The sequence below is a fragment of the Shewanella sp. SP1S1-7 genome (genome assembly GCF_031932105.1).
In the GTDB taxonomy this organism is placed as follows: domain Bacteria; phylum Pseudomonadota; class Gammaproteobacteria; order Enterobacterales; family Shewanellaceae; genus Shewanella; species Shewanella baltica.
This window is the reverse complement of the sequence record NZ_JAUOEU010000013.1, coordinates 12,275-30,339: the sequence shown is the minus strand read 5'-3', so window position 1 is coordinate 30,339 and position 18,065 is coordinate 12,275. Positions and strand designations below refer to the sequence as shown.

General features: G+C 47.5%; 17 protein-coding genes. 16 read left to right on the top strand and 1 reads right to left on the bottom strand.

Annotated elements, in window-relative coordinates; translation table 11 throughout:
• Nucleotides 1-383 precede the first annotated feature (383 nt).
• The 4 genes from Q4Q49_RS11795 (at nucleotide 384) to ompW (ending at nucleotide 4,292) form a co-directional block, all read left to right on the top strand.
• Nucleotides 384-1,370, top strand: a complete 987-nt coding sequence (locus tag Q4Q49_RS11795) for a fumarylacetoacetate hydrolase family protein (RefSeq protein ID WP_012588107.1) — start codon at nucleotides 384-386, stop codon at nucleotides 1,368-1,370.
• Nucleotides 1,371-1,457: 87 nt separating this feature from the next.
• A complete protein-coding gene (maiA, locus tag Q4Q49_RS11790) occupies nucleotides 1,458-2,108 on the top strand; it encodes a maleylacetoacetate isomerase (RefSeq protein ID WP_311999432.1) in 651 nt (216 codons plus the stop codon).
• Nucleotides 2,109-2,558: 450 nt separating this feature from the next.
• The gene (locus tag Q4Q49_RS11785; protein WP_311999431.1) at nucleotides 2,559-3,248 is read left to right on the top strand and encodes a nucleotidyltransferase family protein; all 690 of its coding nucleotides are present in this window, start codon (nucleotides 2,559-2,561) and stop codon (nucleotides 3,246-3,248) included.
• A gap of 396 nt (nucleotides 3,249-3,644) precedes the next feature.
• Nucleotides 3,645-4,292, top strand: a complete 648-nt coding sequence (gene ompW, locus Q4Q49_RS11780; RefSeq protein WP_311999430.1) for an outer membrane protein OmpW — start codon at nucleotides 3,645-3,647, stop codon at nucleotides 4,290-4,292.
• A gap of 93 nt (nucleotides 4,293-4,385) precedes the next feature.
• On the opposite strand, the gene Q4Q49_RS11775 is transcribed toward ompW, so the two are convergent.
• Nucleotides 4,386-5,129 (bottom strand): SDR family oxidoreductase, encoded by a 744-nt coding sequence (locus tag Q4Q49_RS11775; protein WP_006081021.1) that lies wholly within the window; start codon nucleotides 5,127-5,129, stop codon nucleotides 4,386-4,388.
• Between the two features lie 117 nt (nucleotides 5,130-5,246).
• Between Q4Q49_RS11775 and Q4Q49_RS11770 the strand changes: the two genes are divergently transcribed.
• From Q4Q49_RS11770 to Q4Q49_RS11715, 12 genes are all read left to right on the top strand, one after another.
• On the top strand, nucleotides 5,247-5,666 hold the full coding sequence (locus Q4Q49_RS11770) for a YbaY family lipoprotein (RefSeq protein WP_006081022.1): 420 nt from the start codon (nucleotides 5,247-5,249) through the stop codon (nucleotides 5,664-5,666).
• Between the two features lie 70 nt (nucleotides 5,667-5,736).
• Nucleotides 5,737-6,678 carry a homoserine O-succinyltransferase gene (gene metA, locus Q4Q49_RS11765; protein ID WP_006081023.1) on the top strand — a complete coding sequence of 314 codons (942 nt, stop codon included), beginning with the start codon at nucleotides 5,737-5,739 and terminating at the stop codon, nucleotides 6,676-6,678.
• Between the two features lie 184 nt (nucleotides 6,679-6,862).
• Complete coding sequence (locus Q4Q49_RS11760) at nucleotides 6,863-7,339, top strand: hypothetical protein (protein WP_227257079.1); 477 nt, start codon at nucleotides 6,863-6,865, stop codon at nucleotides 7,337-7,339.
• Between the two features lie 184 nt (nucleotides 7,340-7,523).
• Nucleotides 7,524-8,714 carry an acetyl-CoA C-acyltransferase gene (locus Q4Q49_RS11755; RefSeq protein ID WP_011846380.1) on the top strand — a complete coding sequence of 397 codons (1,191 nt, stop codon included), beginning with the start codon at nucleotides 7,524-7,526 and terminating at the stop codon, nucleotides 8,712-8,714.
• Nucleotides 8,715-8,846: 132 nt separating this feature from the next.
• Nucleotides 8,847-10,346, top strand: coding sequence for a CoA-acylating methylmalonate-semialdehyde dehydrogenase (locus tag Q4Q49_RS11750; RefSeq protein ID WP_006085279.1), 1,500 nt, complete (start codon nucleotides 8,847-8,849; stop codon nucleotides 10,344-10,346).
• 140 nt (nucleotides 10,347-10,486) lie between these two features.
• A complete protein-coding gene (locus Q4Q49_RS11745) occupies nucleotides 10,487-11,644 on the top strand; it encodes an acyl-CoA dehydrogenase family protein (protein WP_006081028.1) in 1,158 nt (385 codons plus the stop codon).
• A gap of 59 nt (nucleotides 11,645-11,703) precedes the next feature.
• Entirely contained in the window at nucleotides 11,704-12,477 is a 774-nt protein-coding gene (locus Q4Q49_RS11740) for an enoyl-CoA hydratase (protein ID WP_006081029.1), read from the top strand.
• Nucleotides 12,477-13,628, top strand: a complete 1,152-nt coding sequence (locus tag Q4Q49_RS11735) for an enoyl-CoA hydratase/isomerase family protein (RefSeq protein WP_311999429.1) — start codon at nucleotides 12,477-12,479, stop codon at nucleotides 13,626-13,628. Before Q4Q49_RS11740 ends, Q4Q49_RS11735 begins: the two co-directional genes overlap by 1 nt.
• A gap of 176 nt (nucleotides 13,629-13,804) precedes the next feature.
• On the top strand, nucleotides 13,805-14,707 hold the full coding sequence (gene mmsB / locus Q4Q49_RS11730) for a 3-hydroxyisobutyrate dehydrogenase (protein ID WP_311999428.1): 903 nt from the start codon (nucleotides 13,805-13,807) through the stop codon (nucleotides 14,705-14,707).
• Between the two features lie 24 nt (nucleotides 14,708-14,731).
• Nucleotides 14,732-15,490 carry an SDR family oxidoreductase gene (locus Q4Q49_RS11725; RefSeq protein WP_006081032.1) on the top strand — a complete coding sequence of 253 codons (759 nt, stop codon included), beginning with the start codon at nucleotides 14,732-14,734 and terminating at the stop codon, nucleotides 15,488-15,490.
• A 215-nt stretch (nucleotides 15,491-15,705) separates the two neighbouring features.
• Nucleotides 15,706-15,948, top strand: coding sequence for a hypothetical protein (locus Q4Q49_RS11720; protein WP_006081033.1), 243 nt, complete (start codon nucleotides 15,706-15,708; stop codon nucleotides 15,946-15,948).
• A 63-nt stretch (nucleotides 15,949-16,011) separates the two neighbouring features.
• Entirely contained in the window at nucleotides 16,012-18,060 is a 2,049-nt protein-coding gene (locus Q4Q49_RS11715) for a prolyl oligopeptidase family serine peptidase (protein WP_311999427.1), read from the top strand.
• Nucleotides 18,061-18,065: the final 5 nt, after the last annotated feature.

The following is an 18,065-nucleotide window of genomic DNA, read 5'->3' as shown; positions in this document are numbered from 1 at the left end:
GAGTCTTGCTGGCTTGACGCGATAGATGTAACAGTATCGTTCCACTTAGTTGCCGACTTTTCAGGCATATTGCTTACCGAGATATTGATAAGCGGCAACTAGGTTATAAACGTAATGATTAGTTTACGAAATGTGAAATAATTGACCCAAATGTGATTTAGGTCACGCTATAGGAATCTGCGTCAGCTTCGGGTATTTCTACGCGCAACAAATACGTTAAAGCAAGCAAAAGGGCGTGCCTCTGTTGGCGCGGAGTGCGTAACGTGTGCGCCCTTAATGAGTCAAAGAGTCCGATTAAAATCGCCGAATATAAGCTGAATGACGCCGCGCGTTTTCCAGCACAATAAAATTGTACGCCTAGCCTTAGAAGCACTGGAGCCAATATGAAACTTGCAAGTTATAACAATGGTCGCCGCGATGGTCAGTTGATGTTAGTTAGCCGCGATCTCACTAAAACGGTTGCCGTTCCTGCCATTGCCCACACTATGCAGCAATTACTCGACGGTTGGGATTTACTGAAACCGCAATTGCAAGAATTGTACGACGCGTTAAATGAAGGCATGTTAGATAACGCCCAAGCGTTTGACGAAGCTAAGTGCTTGTCGCCACTACCGCGTGCCTACCAATGGGCCGATGGCAGCGCTTATGTGAATCACGTTGAGTTAGTCCGTAAGGCTCGCGGCGCAGAAATGCCTGAAACCTTCTGGACAGATCCGCTGTTCTATCAAGGTGGGTCAGACAGTTTTATTGCCCCTAAAGCCGATATTCCACTGGCGAGTGAAGACTGGGGTATCGATTTCGAATCTGAAATCGCGATCATTACCGATGATGTGCCTATGGGCGTGAGCAGCGACAATGCGGCTAAGCATATTAAATTGTTGATGTTAGTGAACGATGTGTCACTGCGTAACTTAATCCCAGGTGAGTTGGCGAAAGGCTTTGGTTTCTTCCAATCTAAGCCATCGAGCAGTTTTTCACCTGTAGCAGTGACGCCGGATGAACTGGGCGCACGTTGGGAAGATTCTAAAGTGCATTTACCGCTGATCACCCATTTAAACGGTGAGTTATTTGGTCGTCCGAATGCGGGCGTCGATATGACCTTTAATTTCAGCCAGTTAGTTTCACATGTGGCGAAAACCCGTCCATTGGGCGCAGGTGCGATTATTGGCTCTGGTACTATTTCTAACTATGACCGTAGCGCAGGCTCTAGCTGTTTAGCGGAAAAACGTATGTTAGAAGTGATTGCCGAAGGCAAAGCCACTACACCATTTATGCGTTTTGGCGACACTGTGCGCATCGAAATGCTGGATGACAACAATGTAACGATTTTCGGTTCTATCGATCAAAAAGTGGTTGAATACAAAGCCTAAAGCTTTCCCTTAAAGGGCGGCATCGACTCAAACTAACGGGGCTTAATTGCCCCGTTTTTATACTGACTTTTATAAGGATATGAAAATATGAAACTTTATGGTTATTGGCGCTCAAGCGCGGCGTACCGAGTTCGCATCGCTCTCAATCTTAAGGGGATTTCAGCCGAGCAGTTGTCAGTGCATCTTGTACGTGATGGCGGCGAGCAACATAAAGCGGCCTACAGTGCGCTTAATCCGCTGGAGTTAGTGCCAACCTTAACGTTGGATGATGAGTTAGATGCGGATGCATTGTCGCAATCCTTAGCCATTATTGAATATCTCGATGAAATACATCCACAAACCCCATTATTGCCTGCATCGGCTCTTGAACGTGCCCATGTGCGCGCCATGGCGCTCACGGTAGCCTGTGAAATTCATCCATTAAACAACTTGCGGGTATTACAGTATTTAACCCAAACCTTAGGGGTCGATGAAGCGGCTAAAAATACTTGGTATCACCACTGGGTTGCGAGTGGTTTTGCAGCCTTAGAAACCTTGTTGATTAGGCACAGTGGTCGTTATTGCTTTGGAGATACAGTGACATTAGCCGACTTATGTTTAGTGCCGCAGGTGTATAACGCCCAGCGTTTTAATGTGGATTTAACGCCTTATCCCAATATCATGCGCGTGTGGGCTGAGTGTAATCAGCTTGAAGCCTTTGCCGATGCGGCCCCAGAGCGCCAAGCGGATGCTGTGTGATGCTTTGTAACGAATAGTGCGGATATAGTGTTTACCAATTGAAAGAATGGATGATGAGGCTTGCTTTGCGAGTCTAATCTCAGCGATGGAGTTTAAATGCTTTTCAGTAAAAAATGTCCGTATTGCAAAGGTAAACTCGGCGCTAAGGATGTGCCGATTAAGGAAGGACTCTGCTGCCACTGTGAACAGCCGATACGGTACAAATTCAATATAATAAAATGGATAATACTGTTCGTGCCCATCTATATTGTTAGCGTTAATTTTTTAGACAAAGATGTATATGGTTTTTGGATTTATTTGGCGGTGATGGCACCTATTTATAGTCTCGTATCTCTATTCTGTCATGAGGTCGTAAAGTGCTCAGAAACCGATGGCGAAGTGGAGTAAGCCGAATGTCATTCCCGTGGTGTTATCTGACATTGAAGCCAACGATACTGTTATGAGTAATGTATGAGTCATGTTCTGAATGGTGCTATGAATTATGTTATGGATAAGGCTATGAGTGAAGCAGAACTAAAGCATCAATTACTTGAATGGATCACTCAGGATTGCGAGCGGGTGAGGGCGCTTGAACTCGCGCTCCAATGCGCCAGATTACACTCAATGCCGCAGTGGTGCCTTGCGGCGGGATTTGTCCGTAATCTAGTCTGGGATCGCTTGTACGGATTTGAGTTGAGTCCACTGAACGATATCGATCTGATCTATTTTTGCCCGTTAGATATTAGTCCTGAGCGGGATCTGGTAATTGAAACCTATCTTAATCAGCTTGCCCCTGAGTTACCTTGGTCGGTGAAGAATCAGGCGCGCATGCATGTTCGAAATCAAGACATGGCTTACACATCTTGTGTTGATGCGATGGCCTATTGGCCAGAGCTTGAAACCGCAATCGGGGTAAGCTATCAAGCTGTCGATACAGAATCTGATAATCAGACTAAGACTGGGACTCAGACTTGTGTTGGGATGAAAAATTATCCCGCGTCTTATTATATTGAGCTGGTGGCTCCCTTTGGGCTTAACTCCCTGTTTGCACTCAAACTGAGCGCCAATCCAAAGCGATCATTATCCGTGTTTGATCACAGAGTCGCGACTAAGGGTTGGCTTACTCGGTATCCTTTGCTTGAGTGTTGCCGCACAAGCTGATTTTCTCATTCACCCACTTTATATCTCTCATTCACTCCTAAACCGACTCAAGCATCTGACTCAATTCGTCCCATCAATTTGAACTTAATGGCCAAATCTCCCTCAGCTAAGTGCTTTTTATTGTTACTTAAATGTTTATTTTACTAGTGTTCTCTACCTCTTGCTGTAGTCATTAGTGATGACTAATAAAGAACTTAGCTCACAGAAAACAAAGGTGTACTGTCGATAAATGTTTGAATTTCGTGATTTAGCTCCCATAGGCTGTACCTAGAAATGAGTATTGGTCATTCACTTTGATTTGGATCAATAAAGTGGTCGCGCTTCTCTGGCAGTGTAGGCGTCAATTGTTAAGGATGTAATTTAAAACAAAAACCTATGTTGTACATATGGAGTATGATGATGAACAAAAATACTGTTTCTACACTGATCGCTGCCACCCTTTTAGCTGCTGGTTTTTCTGCTTCTGTATCGGCTCACCAAGCAGGTGACATTATCGTTCGTGCGGGTGCTGTAGTTGTTGCGCCAAACGAATCAAGCGACCCAGTTGCGACTTTTGGTGAGTTCAAAGTGAGTAACAATACTCAACTTGGTTTGAACTTCGGTTATATGTTGACTGATAACTTTGGCGTAGAGTTATTAGCAGCAACGCCTTTTAGCCACGATGTTTCTTTGGCTGGCGTAGGTAAAATTGCTGAAACTAAGCAACTACCGCCAACTTTAGTGGCGCAGTACTATTTCGGTAATTCTCAATCAGTGGTTCGCCCTTACATTGGCGTCGGTGTTAATTACACTAACTTTTATGATAATGAGTTCACCAATGATTTAGGTGGTGCGTTAACTGACTTAAGCATGACCACGTCTTGGGGCTTAGCGGCACAAGCGGGTATTGACTATCAGGTTAACAAAAACTGGTTAGTGAACGCATCTGTGTGGTACGCGCAAATTAGCAGCGATGTCAAGTTTAAATTATCGGGTGACACTGTGGTTATTGGTACCGATATTGACCCATGGGTTTATATGGTCAGCGTAGGTTACACTTTTTAATCTACGGATCAGATAAGCGTAAAAAAGGAGCCTTAGGCTCCTTTTTCGTTTGTGCACTTTTATCCTGACATGTTCCACTCAGGTTAAGCCGACTTAGCGCTTTGGCTTTTTAGCCTTCCAGTGGCGAGTGTTATAGATAAATTCGGGTAATAATACGGTGAGCCAAGCGACGAGGCGCCAGCGTTTAGTCACATAGACGCGGCGTTTACCTTGCTTCATTGCTTTGATGATCTGTGCTGCGACTTGTGGCAACGGGGCAAGCCACATTGCACTTTGTTGCATGGCGGCTTTATCGAGTAAACCGAGTTGGATATCGGTAATCGTAATGGGTAACTTGAGGCGCTGGGCGTGCATACATAAGCCCTCAAGGTAATTCTGCCCAAAGGCTTTTGAGGCGTGATAGGCCACACTTGGGCCACCGCGCAAACCTGCGATAGAGTTTATTGCCGCCAGTTGTCCATAACCTTGCTCGCGAAATAGTCTAAATGCCGTATTGCAGATAGCGGCAAAACCTCGCACATTGACATCGATAATGTCTTGCTCTGGCAGCCAAGGCAGCTCAGGATCATAACTATTGAGGCCTGTATTGACTAAGACTAAGTGCGCACCGCCAAGACTCTGCCAGACGGATTCAAGTTGAGTGATAATGGCTTGAGGCTGTTCAATTTGAAGTGAAAATACTTGTACTTTTGTTGGCAAGGATAAGGCAAAATCGCGGAGTGATTCTGGATCTTGGGCGAATAAGACTAATTCAACCTGTTGATCTGCCAATTGCTTTGCAATTTCACGACTTAATTGTGAGCTAGCTCCCACAATTATTGCAGTTGCTTGGGTCATAGGTTTTTCGGCAACGAAATGGTGGCTTATGATAGGAAGATATGTTCGCCAAGACAAGATTTATAGCTTGGGCGTATGGACATCTAGAAGTCTTTATGTATGATTAGGAGAAACAAAATGAACAAATGGTTGCGTTTAAGCGCGTTGAGATTAACTGCTTTAGCATTAATGGCACTAATGGGTGTGTTATCGGGTTGTGCGACACCCAATGCTATCGTGGAGATAAAAGGCGAGACCTTGTATCGCGAACGGATTGCTCTGCCCGCAGAGGCTAAGGTCGTAGTGCAACTGCTCGATGTATCAAAAATGGATGTGCCAGCCATAGTGATGGCGGAGCGCGTACAACAAGGTGCAGCAACACCCACGCCATTCAGTTTTGCGATTGGCAGTGATCAGTTCCAACCCGGGCACACTTATGCCATAGGTGCACGGATAATGCTCGGTGATAAGTTATTGTTTATTAATACTCAAGCCTATCACATTGACCTCAATTCGACTGAGCCAATGACGATACTGCTAGAGAAAGTCGGTGGCTAGTTAGCCCGCTCAGAAGTGAGCTGACATACGCGCCGAATCCGTTGGTATTTACGAACAGAAGAGGCGCGGTATGCCGGTTAGAATTCCAGATCATCTGCCCGCAGCAGAAGTGTTAGAGTCAGAAAATATTTTCGTTATGTCCGAGACGCGGGCGGCGAATCAAGATATCAGGCCGATGAAGGTGCTGATTTTGAACTTGATGCCGAACAAAATCGAGACAGAAACCCAGTTACTGCGTTTACTGGGCAACACGCCTTTACAAGTCGATGTGGATTTACTGCGTATTCACGACAAAGAATCCAAGCATACTTCCATCGATCACATGAATACTTTCTACCGTGACTTTGAAGCCGTGCGCCATAAAAATTACGATGGTCTTATCATCACAGGTGCGCCGCTTGGGCAAATCGATTTCGAAGATGTCGTTTATTGGGACCATATCCGTGAAATCATCGACTGGTCGCAAGAACATGTCACCTCAGTGTTGTTTTTATGCTGGGCAGCCCATGCGGGCTTGTATCATCTCTATGGTTTAAATCGAAAAATATTGCAACAGAAGCGTTCAGGCGTATTCGTGCATCGCCGTACCTCTCAGCATTTCCCGTTACTGCGCGGTTTTGATGATGAATTTTTTGCACCCCATTCCCGTTTTGCCGAAATGGATGTCGAAGAAATTAGACAACATCCACAGCTGCAGCTATTGGCCGAGTCCGATGAGGCTGGGGCTTATTTGGTATTGAGTCGGAACAATCGCAACTTGTTCGTGATGGGTCATCCTGAATATCAAAAGTCGACCTTAAACGAGGAATATCAGCGAGATTTAAGCCAAGGCTTAGATCCTAATGTGCCACAGAATTATTATCGCAATGATGATCCTAAAGCCGACGCCATTGCCCGCTGGCACAGCCACGGTAGTTTGTTGGTGAGTAATTGGCTTAATTATTACGTCTATCAGTTAACCCCTTACGACTTAAGCGATATGACGGCGATGACACCGTGGGAGTCGCGTTAACTCGTTTTTTGGCAATTTATTCAAATGCTTTCACATGGATGTGACTATGCAATGATTATTTCGAGATGGTAACCATAGCAAGCAATATAACTTGATTAACTCAGCACGTTAATCAATATCAATATCAATATCAGATTAATCGGAAGTAATCATCATGAGCAACGAGAATGTCATTGGATGTCTAATGCTTAGATATCAAAAATTTTTAATTGCTAGTTGGGATATTGTATTTCCTGATTTTGAAGATACTGATTTTCAAAATGATTTAAAGGATGATTGGCTAGAAGTCAATTGGGAACTTATCGTTGAATCACACTTCAATGTGGGTAAGGAAAGAATTAACTTGTCCCGTTATGGAGCTGGTGCCGCAGGACGATTCGATCGTGTATTTATTGAAGGCGCACAAGAAACTCATGAGGTTAAATGCTTTGCCGATAAAAATAACACCCTATTCAATATTGTTGATGGCATCAATATCGTCGTTCCAAAAGAAGGGTTTACATTCCGTAGGTTTGTGAGTATCCAAGATGGTTGGTATGTACAAGCTGTGCCATTTAATATGGTTCAGGTTAACGAGCTAGAGGACGCAGTATTTACTATTGAACAGATTGATTTTCGACTATCTGCAGTAATACATTCATATTCTGCTGGTAGTGTTTAACACCTCCCAATTCCCAGCTTGGCTGTAAATCCTTACTGACATTTTCCCCTGATAAAATCTGCACATTAGACCAAGGAATACTTGCTTTACGTTCGCGTAAACGTCAGAGTGGTTTTATTGTCGATTTTATTAAACGTCCCGAGGCTGGTACTAGGCTTCGTGGTCAATTTAGGTTGGAGCCTTCATGAGTACTGAACAGTTAAATCAAGATATCGTTATCGTTGCTGCTAAACGCACCCCAATGGGCGGGTTTCAAGGCAACTTATCATCCGTAGCATCACCCATGTTAGCCGCGACGGCCATTAAAGGCTTGTTAGCGGAAACACAATTGGCGGGTGAGCATGTCGATGAAGTCTTGATGGGCTGCGTATTACCCGCAGGTTTAGGCCAAGCGCCTGCACGTCAGGCAACTTTGGGTGCGGGATTACCCTTATCCGTTGGTGCGACCACAGTGAACAAGGTCTGTGGCTCAGGCATGAAGACGGTAATGTTAGCCCACGATTTGATTAAAGCGGGCAGTGCAAAAGTGGTGATCGCAGGCGGCATGGAAAGCATGAGCCAAGCGCCGTATTTACTCGATAAAGCCCGCGGCGGCATGCGCATGGGCCATGGCAAAGTGTTAGATCACATGTTTTTAGATGGTCTTGAAGATGCCTACACGGGTGGTGCTATGGGAACGTTCGCCCAGAAAACGGCCGATGAATTTGGTATCACCCGCGAGCAGATGGACGCTTTTGCCCTAAGCTCGCTCGAAAAAGCCAATGCCGCGATTAACTCGGGTGCCTTTAAAACTGAAATCACCCCCGTCACAGTCAGTGATCGTCGTGGTGATGTGACTATCGATACCGACGAGCAACCCGGTAATGCCCGCCCTGAAAAAATTCCTACGCTGCGCCCAGCCTTTACCAAAGATGGCACTATCACAGCGGCAAATTCTAGCTCGATTTCCGATGGCGCAGCGGCATTGATGCTGACCTCACGCGGCGAAGCTGACCGTTTAGGTTTAGCCGTGTTAGCCACCATTAAAGGTCATACAACCCACGCCCAAGAGCCTTCATTGTTCACCACTGCACCGGTTGGCGCTATGGCGAAATTGCTGGCCAATGTGGGGTGGTCAACGGATGAGGTGGATTTATTTGAAATCAACGAAGCCTTTGCCATGGTGACTATGCTTGCCGTGTCTGAACTCGGTTTAGATATCGCTAAGGTTAACGTCAATGGCGGCGCCTGCGCCTTAGGCCATCCTATTGGTTGCTCAGGTTCACGTTTGCTGGTGACCTTAATTCATGCATTAAAAGCCCGCGGCCTTAAGCGCGGTGTCGCCTCGCTGTGTATCGGCGGTGGTGAAGCGACGGCGATGGCGATTGAGGTTTAATCGCAAAGGTTTTAGTAAAATCAGGTTTTAGTTAAATCAACAAGACGGGGCTGGCAAGGGCAATCACTTCCCTTGAGGATAATCATAATATCGCACCGCCAGCCCATCACTCTACAAGGAAAGGATTGCAACATGACCACACAAGTAAAGCATTACATTGACGGTGAGTTTACCCAAGGTACGGGCACATCGCAGATTATTGTCACCAATCCCGCGAATAACTCGCCGATTGCAGTGATTAATGCTGCTACGAGCGAAGAAGTTCACGCTGCCATTGCTAGCGCCAAAGCCGCCTTCAAAACGTGGAAAGAAGTGCCAGTTTCTGAACGTGCGCGCGTCATGTTGCGTTATCAACATCTGCTAAAAGAACATCACGACGAACTTGCGACCATTCTTGCCCATGAAACGGGTAAAACCTTCGAAGATGCCAAGGGCGATGTATGGCGCGGTATCGAAGTCGCTGAACACGCCTGTAACGTGGCGTCATTATTGATGGGCGAAACCGTTGAGAACGTTGCGCGTTCAATTGATACTTACAGCTACACCCAACCACTGGGTGTGTGTGCCGGTATTACGCCATTTAACTTTCCTGCGATGATCCCGTTATGGATGTTCCCACTGGCGATTGCCTGCGGTAACACCTTCATTTTAAAGCCTTCAGAACAAGATCCAATGACGCCGCAGCGCCTTGTTGAACTGTTTGTTGAAGCGGGCGCACCTAAGGGCGTATTGCAATTAGTGCATGGCGACAAAACTGCCGTAGATATTCTGCTGGCAGACCCTGCAATTAAAGCCATTTCCTTCGTCGGTTCTGTGGCTGTGGGCCAGTATATTTATAAAACCGGTACCGATAATTTAAAACGCGTACAAGCCTTTGCGGGCGCGAAAAATCACTGCGTCATTATGCCTGATGCTAACAAACAGCAAGTGATCAACAATTTAGTTGGTGCTTCTGTGGGCGCGGCGGGTCAGCGCTGTATGGCGATTTCGGTTGCCGTGTTTGTTGGCACCGCGAAAGAGTGGATCCCAGAACTCAAAGAAGCCTTAGCCAAAGTTCGCCCAGGTTTATGGGACGATAAAGAAGCCGGTTACGGCCCTGTCATAAGCCCTGCAGCCAAGGCACGCGTGCTCAAGCTTATCAAGCAGGGGATTAATGAAGGCGCCGAGTGTTTACTCGATGGCAGCGACTTTACCGTGGAAGGTTATGAGTCAGGCAACTGGATTGGCCCAACCATGTTCAATAAAGTCTCCACAGAGATGAGCATCTATAAGGAAGAAATCTTCGGCCCTGTACTGTGTTGCATGGAATCAGACTCCTTAGAAGCCGCCATCGAATTAGTCAACGCCAGCCCTTATGGCAACGGTACTTCTATCTTTACTGCCAGCGGTGCGGCTGCTCGTAAATATCAACACGAAATAGAAGTCGGCCAAGTGGGGATTAACGTACCTATTCCTGTGCCATTGCCTTTCTTCTCATTTACTGGTTGGAAGGGCAGTTTCTACGGCGATCAACATGCTTACGGTAAGCAAGCGGTACGTTTCTATACCGAGACTAAGACCATCACTTCACGCTGGTTTGAGTCCGATATCGCCGTGGCGTCTACGCCAAACATGAGCATTAACTTGCGATAGTAGTTCTAACACATTGTTAAACGGCACGTTATTCAACCTTAAGTGTGGCGCCCCCGTTGGCGCCCACTGATGAATAACTTGCTTATAAACCCACTGTTTATTACGCAAAAGAAATGACCACAGAGTCATAGGAGAGCCCAATGGATTTTAATTTCAACGATGACCAACGCCAGTTTGCCGATCTTGCGCGCCAGTTTGCCGCGGAAGAGTTAACCCCGTTTGCCGCCAAGTGGGATGAAGAACATCATTTCCCCAAAGACGTGATCCAAAAAGCCGGTGAGCTGGGTTTTTGCTCTCTGTATTCGCCCGAATCTGAAGGTGGCATGGGCTTATCGCGCCTCGATGCGTCGATTATTTTTGAAGAGCTCGCCAAGGGTTGTACAGCGACCACGGCCATGCTGACCATTCACAATATGGCCACTTGGATGGTGACGACTTGGGGCACTGAAACGCTGCGTCAGACTTGGTCTGAGCCGTTAACCACAGGGCAAATGTTAGCGTCCTATTGCTTAACTGAGCCAGGCGCGGGTTCCGACGCCGCATCTTTGCAAACCAAAGCGGTGCGTGACGGTGATGAATATGTGATTTCAGGTTCGAAAATGTTTATCTCAGGTGCGGGCGCCACTGAGCTATTAGTGGTGATGTGCCGCACCGGTCAAGCTGGGCCTAAGGGGATTTCTGCCATTGCCATTCCGGCAGATGCCGCTGGCGTTATCTACGGTAAGGCCGAAGATAAAATGGGCTGGAATGCCCAGCCGACCCGTCAAATCACCTTTGAAAACGTGCGTGTGCCAGTAGCGAATTTGCTCGGTGAAGAAGGCCAAGGTTTTGCCTTCGCGATGAAAGGCTTAGACGGTGGTCGTATCAATATCGCGACCTGTTCAGTAGGCACTGCGCAAGCGGCGCTAGAGCGTGCAACTCAGTATATGAATGAGCGTCAGCAATTTGGTAAACCGTTAGCGGCTTTCCAAGCACTACAATTTAAGCTCGCCGATATGGCGACTGAGTTAGTCGCAGCCCGCCAAATGGTGCGCCTTGCGGCCTTTAAACTCGACAGCAGCGATCCTGAAGCCACCGCCTATTGCGCCATGGCAAAACGTTTTGCCACCGATGTAGGCTTTCAAGTCTGTGATGCGGCGCTGCAAATTCATGGCGGATATGGTTATATAAGGGAGTACCCGCTGGAACGTCATTTCCGTGATGTGCGTGTGCACCAGATTTTAGAAGGCACTAACGAAATTATGCGCTTAATTATCGCCCGTCGTTTACTCGATGAAAATGCAGGACAAATCCTGTAAGTCTACTCGCAATAAGTGTGACTTATCGGTTGGCGATAACATAAAAGGAGTCTATACAGATGGAATATTTAGTAGAACGTATCGAAGGCCATACGGCCATTCTGACGATGAATAATCCACCGGCAAATACTTGGACCGCCGAGAGTTTGCAGGCGCTCAAAGCCAAAGTGCTTGAGCTGAACGCGAATAAAGAAATTTACGCCTTAGTGTTAACGGGCCAAGGGCAAAAGTTCTTCTCCGCCGGTGCCGATTTAAAGCTGTTTAGCGACGGCGACAAAGGCAATGCGGCGACGATGGCAAAGCACTTCGGTGAAGCCTTTGAAACCTTAAGTCAATTTCGCGGTGTATCGATTGCCGCGATTAACGGTTATGCCATGGGCGGCGGCTTAGAAGTCGCACTGGCCTGTGATATTCGCATTGCCGAAATCCAAGCTGTGATGGCATTGCCTGAAGCGACCGTGGGTTTATTACCTTGCGCAGGTGGCACTCAGAATCTGACCGCATTAGTTGGTGAAGGCTGGGCTAAGCGGATGATTTTATGCGGTGAGCGCGTCGATGCGACTCAGGCATTGAATCTGCGTTTAGTTGAAGAAGTGGTCGAAACAGGCGAAGCGCTCAATGCGGCAATCGCGTTGGCCGTCAAAGTCGCTAACCAAAGCCCAAGCAGCGTCACAGCGTGCAAGACACTCATTCAAGCGGGCCGCACTATGGCGCGTAGCCAAGCGCTGCCGATTGAGCGTGAATTATTTGTCGGGTTATTTGATACCGAAGATCAGGCCGAAGGCGTGAATGCGTTTTTGGGCAAACGTAAAGCTGATTGGAAGAACCGCTAATGACTAATGTAGTAGATATCGTAAATCAGGCCACGACCACGCAAAACGTGGTTTTTCAAACCTTAACCACCGCGTCCGGTAAGTTGATTGGGGTGGTGACACTCAATGTGGAAAAAGCCCTCAACGCCTTAGATTTAGACATGGTGCGCGCTATGACGGCGCAGCTCAATCTATGGAAGAAAGACTCGCTTATCGCTTGTATCGTGTTAGATGGCAGCGGTGAAAAGGCATTTTGTGCGGGGGGGGATGTGCGCGCTTTATACCATGCATCCATTGCCGCGAAGGGACAAGTGACTGAGGAGGCGAAGGTTTTCTTCGAAGAGGAATATCGCCTCGATTATCTACTGCATACCTTTGGCAAACCTGTGTTGGTGTGGGGCGATGGGATTGTGATGGGCGGCGGGCTCGGTTTGATGGCGGGCGCGAGCCACAGAGTTGTCACCGAATCTTCGCGCATTGCTATGCCTGAAGTGACGATTGGCCTTTACCCCGATGTGGGCGGCAGTTATTTCCTTAATCGTATGCAGGGCAAAATGGGACTGTTTTTAGGGCTCACTGCCTATCAACTCAATGCTGCCGATGCCTGTTATGTGGGCCTTGCGGATCATTACTTGAACCGTGACGACAAAGAACTGATGTTCGATGCCATGGCCACCTTAGATTGGAGCGATACACCGGCGCTCAATCATCAACGCTTAGATAGCATGATCAACGAGTTATCTAATCAAGTGGATATCCCGAAGGGCGAAAGTGTATTGGCGGACAGCCAAGATAATATCGATCGACTGATGGCGGGCAGCTTGGAGGATATCGTTACGCGTATGTCGACGTTAGCCTCGGAAGATGCTTGGTTAATGAAGGCGCGCGACACTTTCCTTGCAGGCAGTCCTATCAGCTGGCATCTGGTTAATATCCAATCACAACTTGGTACTAAGTTAAGCTTAGCTGAATGTTTTAAATGGGAATTAACCGCCAGCGTTAACGTGTGTGCCCATGGTGATTTCTGCGAAGGGGTTCGCGCACTCTTGATTGATAAAGACAGACAACCCCAGTGGCGCTTTAAGGATGTTAACTCTGTGCCTACCGCTGTACTTGAGCAAATATTGACTTCCCCTTGGGGCGAGGCGCATCCCTTTAGCCAACTGAGCTAAGCGTTGAGTTAATTGTGCATAGAGTTGGCTAAGCGTTGACTTGATTAACGCAGACTTGAATAGTGCTGAGTGTATAGGCTCAGCCAAGCTCGCTTTACTCTGTGATAACGAAAGCATAATCAACAGACTAGCAGTATCACTACACTAAAAAGAGAACAGCACACAGGAGTGACAGCATGAGTACAGTAGCATTTATCGGTTTAGGTAATATGGGCGGCCCAATGGCAGCCAATTTATTAAAAGCGGGCATGACGGTTCGTGTATTTGATTTAGTCCCAGAAGCCATGCACAGCCTTGTCGAGCAAGGGGCTTTTGTTTCTAGTACGGCTTGCGGCGCGGCGGCGGGTGCTAATGTGGTGATCACTATGCTGCCTGCGGGTAAGCATGTGAAAAATTTATATTTAGGCAATGGCACAGACAAAGGCCTGCTCGAGGTCGTTGCGGGTGATACTTTACTGATCGATTGCTCGACCATAGATGCGCAAAGCGCGCAATTAGTGGCGGCCGAAGCGGCTAAAAGCGGCATAGAGTTTATGGATGCACCGGTTTCTGGCGGCACTGCAGGCGCGGCGGCGGGCACTTTAACCTTTATTTGTGGTGGTTCCGATAGCGCATTTGAGCGGGGTCAGCCAGTATTGAAAGCTATGGGGGTGAACATATTCCACGCCGGTGGCCCAGGTGCGGGACAAGTCGCTAAAATCTGCAATAACATGCTGTTATCTGTGTTGATGGTCGGCACTTCAGAGGCATTGCAAATGGGCATTGACCATGGTCTTGATCCCAAAGTCTTGTCCGACATTATGAAGGTCAGCAGTGGTGGTAACTGGACCCTCGAAAAGTACAATCCATGTCCAGGTGTGATGGAGACTGTACCTTCTTCTAAGGGCTATCAGGGCGGCTTTATGGTAGATTTGATGGTTAAAGATCTCGGTCTGTCCCAAGAAGCCGCATTATTGAGCAACTCCAGCACGCCAATGGGCGCTTTAGCCCGCAGCTTGTATGTGAATCATGCAAGACAAGGCAACGGCCGCCGAGATTTTTCCAGTATTTTTGAACAATTTGCACAACTTAAAAAATAGACATAGTTAACAAGGGATAACCAGATGGATTTAAAAGATAAGGTTGTCGTCATTACTGGCGGCGCGGGTGGCTTAGGTCTGGCAATGGCGCAAAATTTTGCGCAGGCGGGTGCTAAGATAGCGCTTATCGACGTGGACCAAGAAAAACTCGAGCGAGCCTGTGCTGAGCTTGGATCGGACACTGAAGTCCAAGGTTATGCCTTAGACATTACCGACGAAGAAGACGTCGTGGCAGGTTTTGCCTATATTCTCGAAGATTTTGGCCAAGTGAACGTGTTAGTGAACAACGCCGGCATTCTGCGTGATGGCCTGTTAGTCAAAGCCAAAGACGGCAAAGTCACCGACCGTATGTCTTATGAGCAATTCCAATCTGTGATCAATGTGAACTTGACGGGCAGCTTCCTTTGCGGTCGTGAAGCGGCAGCGGCCATGATTGAATCCGGTCAAGCGGGCGTGATTGTCAACATCTCTAGCCTAGCGAAAGCGGGTAACATGGGTCAGTCAAACTATGCCGCCTCCAAAGCGGGCGTCGCGGCCATGTCTGTTGGCTGGGCGAAGGAATTAGCACGTTACAATATCCGTAGCGCAGCGGTTGCACCGGGCGTTATCGCTACTGAGATGACGGCGGCAATGAAACCTGAGGCGCTGGAGCGTTTAGAGAAGCTAGTGCCAGTAGGACGCCTTGGTCATGCCGACGAGATAGCTTCTACCGTACGCTTTATTATTGAGAACGACTATGTAAATGGTCGTGTGTTCGAAATCGATGGTGGTATCCGTCTGTAATGACGATATCTTATTGATATTCATAAAAACCGAGCTGAGGCTCGGTTTTTTATTGCGTAAAGAAACATAATGGCATTTTGAACTCAGTCTTTGGATTTATTTAGATTTCACTGTTGGAGTTGACATTTAGTTGTTAACCTTCAACAATCGCCCTCCAGTTTTTTTACATAACTTTACATACATGTTTGTCGCATGTAATGGAGCTTAACATCCGGATGTCTTGGCAGGATAAAGCCCTCTGGCTTGAGAAAATCACTAAGCGCATGATGTTAATCGTGGGTGTCCTAGGGTTGATTGTGATCTATTGCGGGTTCTTTTTTCTGCTCTTCAGTGGTCGCTCTGTGGCCGTGATCCCGTGGTTTTTCCTTATCTCACCTTGGGTGTGTATTTATTTTGGCTTAACGCAAGTACAGCAAGTGCAAGTGGTAAATTGGTTCTTAAAAAAATTTAAAAAATAACCAATTTCTGCAAGTTCCTATTTTGTTTCGGTTTGTGCTGTTGGCAAACATTGGGGAGAAACAATGAAGTTACATGGATATTTATGGGTGCTAGGGAGTTTGTTTTGTTTGGAGGCTTGTGAGCGCTCGAACAAAGAAACACCGCATCTTAGTGATAATGGTGAGCGTATTGTTGCGCCCTATGGCAGTTGGCTGTCTCCCTTATCGGCAAATGATGTATTTGAACAGGCCGATAATGTCGCCGAGTTACAAAGCGTAGATGGGGCGATTTATTTCTCTGAATCCGATGGTGATAAGCAAGGCCAAGTAGGGATTAAGCGTCTCGATAAACAGGGCAATATCGCCGACGTCGTGCCGCCAAGCTTTAATGTTAAATCCGCCGTTCATGAATACGGCGGCGCCGCCTTTTTAGGGATAGGCCAGAGTTTGTTTGCCACTAAGGCACAGGATCAACTGTTTTATCGTTTCGCCCCTAATCAACCACCCCTGCCGTTAACGCCTAATGGCACCCGCCATGCCGACTGTATCGCTTATCCTAAAGGGTCGCGGATTATCTGTGTGCGCGAGGATCATCGCCAGCCCGGTGAGCCCAAGGCGAGTCTAGTAACAATCAATCTTAACTTTGCTGGTGAAGGCGATACCTTTGTCTCGGGGCATGATTTTATTTCTTCGCCTGCCATCTCGCCCGATAACAGCCAACTGGCGTGGATCACGTGGGAACATCCCTATATGCCATGGGATAACAGTATTCTCTGGCTTGGCGATCTCGACCGCAAAGGGCAACTGCACAATATTCGTAAGGTCAACACGCCTACGGATTCTTCCGTGACGCAGCCATTATTCAGCCCTGATGGACAATTATATGTCGTGTCGGATATCAGTAACTGGTGGAATATCTATCGAGTCACGGCACAAAATACCTTAGCCCCAGTGCTGAACAAAAAAGCCGAGTTTGCCGTGGCAGATTGGTATTTAGGCAATCACAACTACGCCTTCGAATCCGAAAAAACCATCATTGCCAGTTATATGCTTGGCAGTCAGGCGGCGTTAATTCGGCTGCATTTGGATTCGGGTTTGACCGAGTCCTTAGCCGTGGATTTCGGCGAAATCACCCAAGTGATCAGGGGCGAAGATGCCGTCTATTTTGTTGGCGCTAAGGCAACGCCAGAGAAAGGTATTTATAAAGTCATCGGCCGTGGTACTGAGTTGGTGTATACGCCTAACTTACCAAAGCTTGATCCCAATTATATTTCCCGGGCAAAAAATATTACCTTTAAAACCGGCGTTAACCAGCAAGCCTACGGTTATTTTTATGGGCCGGTTAACCCCAACTATACAGCGCCCCATGATACCCGCCCGCCGCTGATAGTGATGTTGCACGGCGGCCCAACGGCGCGGGCGAGTCTGGCTTATCGCAGTGACATTCAATTTTGGACCAGCCGTGGCTTTGCGGTGCTCGATGTTAATTTTCGCGGTAGCAGTGGTTTTGGCCGCGCCTATCGTCAGAGTATTTACGGAAAATGGGGCCAGGCAGATGTGGAAGATGCGGTCAATGCGGCCCGTTATTTGGTTGATAAAGGTTGGGTTGATGGACAAAAACTGGCGATTCGAGGCGTAAGCGCAGGCGGGTTAACTGTGATGTCGTCCTTGGCTTTTTATGATGTGTTTCAAGCGGGTGTCAGTTACGCGGGGATCAGTGATTTTGAACAGCTAGCCAAGAGTACCCATAAGTTTGAGACTGGGTATTTAGATCAACTCATTGGGCCTTATGCGAATAATCAAGCCCGCTATAGGGAGCTGTCGCCGCTGTATCATCTTGAAGGCTTGAATGAGCCCTTGTTAATTTTTCAAGGTCTGCGGGATCAAATTGTGCCACCACAGCAGTCGCGAAAAATTTATGAGGCGTTAAAAGTCAGAGGTGTGCCAACGGCTTATATCGCCTATCAAGATGAGCCACACGGCGGTTGGAAGCCAGAACACAGGGCCGCAGGATTAGAGACCGAACTCGCATTTTATGGGCAAGTGTTTAACTTCACCCCTGCGGGTAAGCTGGCAACATTGGTGCTGGATAATGCTGCGGCGTTAAAGCCGACCTTAGTCCGCAATCAATAACGCAG

What these genes read in the sequence shown, in the direction of transcription:
- Q4Q49_RS11795 (WP_012588107.1), top strand. Translation starts at nt 384, where the DNA reads ATGAAACTTGCAAGTTATAACAATGGTCGCCGCGATGGTCAGTTGATG.
- maiA (WP_311999432.1), top strand. Translation starts at nt 1,458, where the DNA reads ATGAAACTTTATGGTTATTGGCGCTCAAGCGCGGCGTACCGAGTTCGC.
- Q4Q49_RS11785 (WP_311999431.1), top strand. Translation starts at nt 2,559, where the DNA reads ATGAGTCATGTTCTGAATGGTGCTATGAATTATGTTATGGATAAGGCT.
- ompW (WP_311999430.1), top strand. Translation starts at nt 3,645, where the DNA reads ATGATGAACAAAAATACTGTTTCTACACTGATCGCTGCCACCCTTTTA.
- Q4Q49_RS11775 (WP_006081021.1), bottom strand. Translation starts at nt 5,129, where the DNA reads ATGACCCAAGCAACTGCAATAATTGTGGGAGCTAGCTCACAATTAAGT.
- Q4Q49_RS11770 (WP_006081022.1), top strand. Translation starts at nt 5,247, where the DNA reads ATGAACAAATGGTTGCGTTTAAGCGCGTTGAGATTAACTGCTTTAGCA.
- metA (WP_006081023.1), top strand. Translation starts at nt 5,737, where the DNA reads ATGCCGGTTAGAATTCCAGATCATCTGCCCGCAGCAGAAGTGTTAGAG.
- Q4Q49_RS11760 (WP_227257079.1), top strand. Translation starts at nt 6,863, where the DNA reads ATGCTTAGATATCAAAAATTTTTAATTGCTAGTTGGGATATTGTATTT.
- Q4Q49_RS11755 (WP_011846380.1), top strand. Translation starts at nt 7,524, where the DNA reads ATGAGTACTGAACAGTTAAATCAAGATATCGTTATCGTTGCTGCTAAA.
- Q4Q49_RS11750 (WP_006085279.1), top strand. Translation starts at nt 8,847, where the DNA reads ATGACCACACAAGTAAAGCATTACATTGACGGTGAGTTTACCCAAGGT.
- Q4Q49_RS11745 (WP_006081028.1), top strand. Translation starts at nt 10,487, where the DNA reads ATGGATTTTAATTTCAACGATGACCAACGCCAGTTTGCCGATCTTGCG.
- Q4Q49_RS11740 (WP_006081029.1), top strand. Translation starts at nt 11,704, where the DNA reads ATGGAATATTTAGTAGAACGTATCGAAGGCCATACGGCCATTCTGACG.
- Q4Q49_RS11735 (WP_311999429.1), top strand. Translation starts at nt 12,477, where the DNA reads ATGACTAATGTAGTAGATATCGTAAATCAGGCCACGACCACGCAAAAC.
- mmsB (WP_311999428.1), top strand. Translation starts at nt 13,805, where the DNA reads ATGAGTACAGTAGCATTTATCGGTTTAGGTAATATGGGCGGCCCAATG.
- Q4Q49_RS11725 (WP_006081032.1), top strand. Translation starts at nt 14,732, where the DNA reads ATGGATTTAAAAGATAAGGTTGTCGTCATTACTGGCGGCGCGGGTGGC.
- Q4Q49_RS11720 (WP_006081033.1), top strand. Translation starts at nt 15,706, where the DNA reads ATGTCTTGGCAGGATAAAGCCCTCTGGCTTGAGAAAATCACTAAGCGC.
- Q4Q49_RS11715 (WP_311999427.1), top strand. Translation starts at nt 16,012, where the DNA reads ATGAAGTTACATGGATATTTATGGGTGCTAGGGAGTTTGTTTTGTTTG.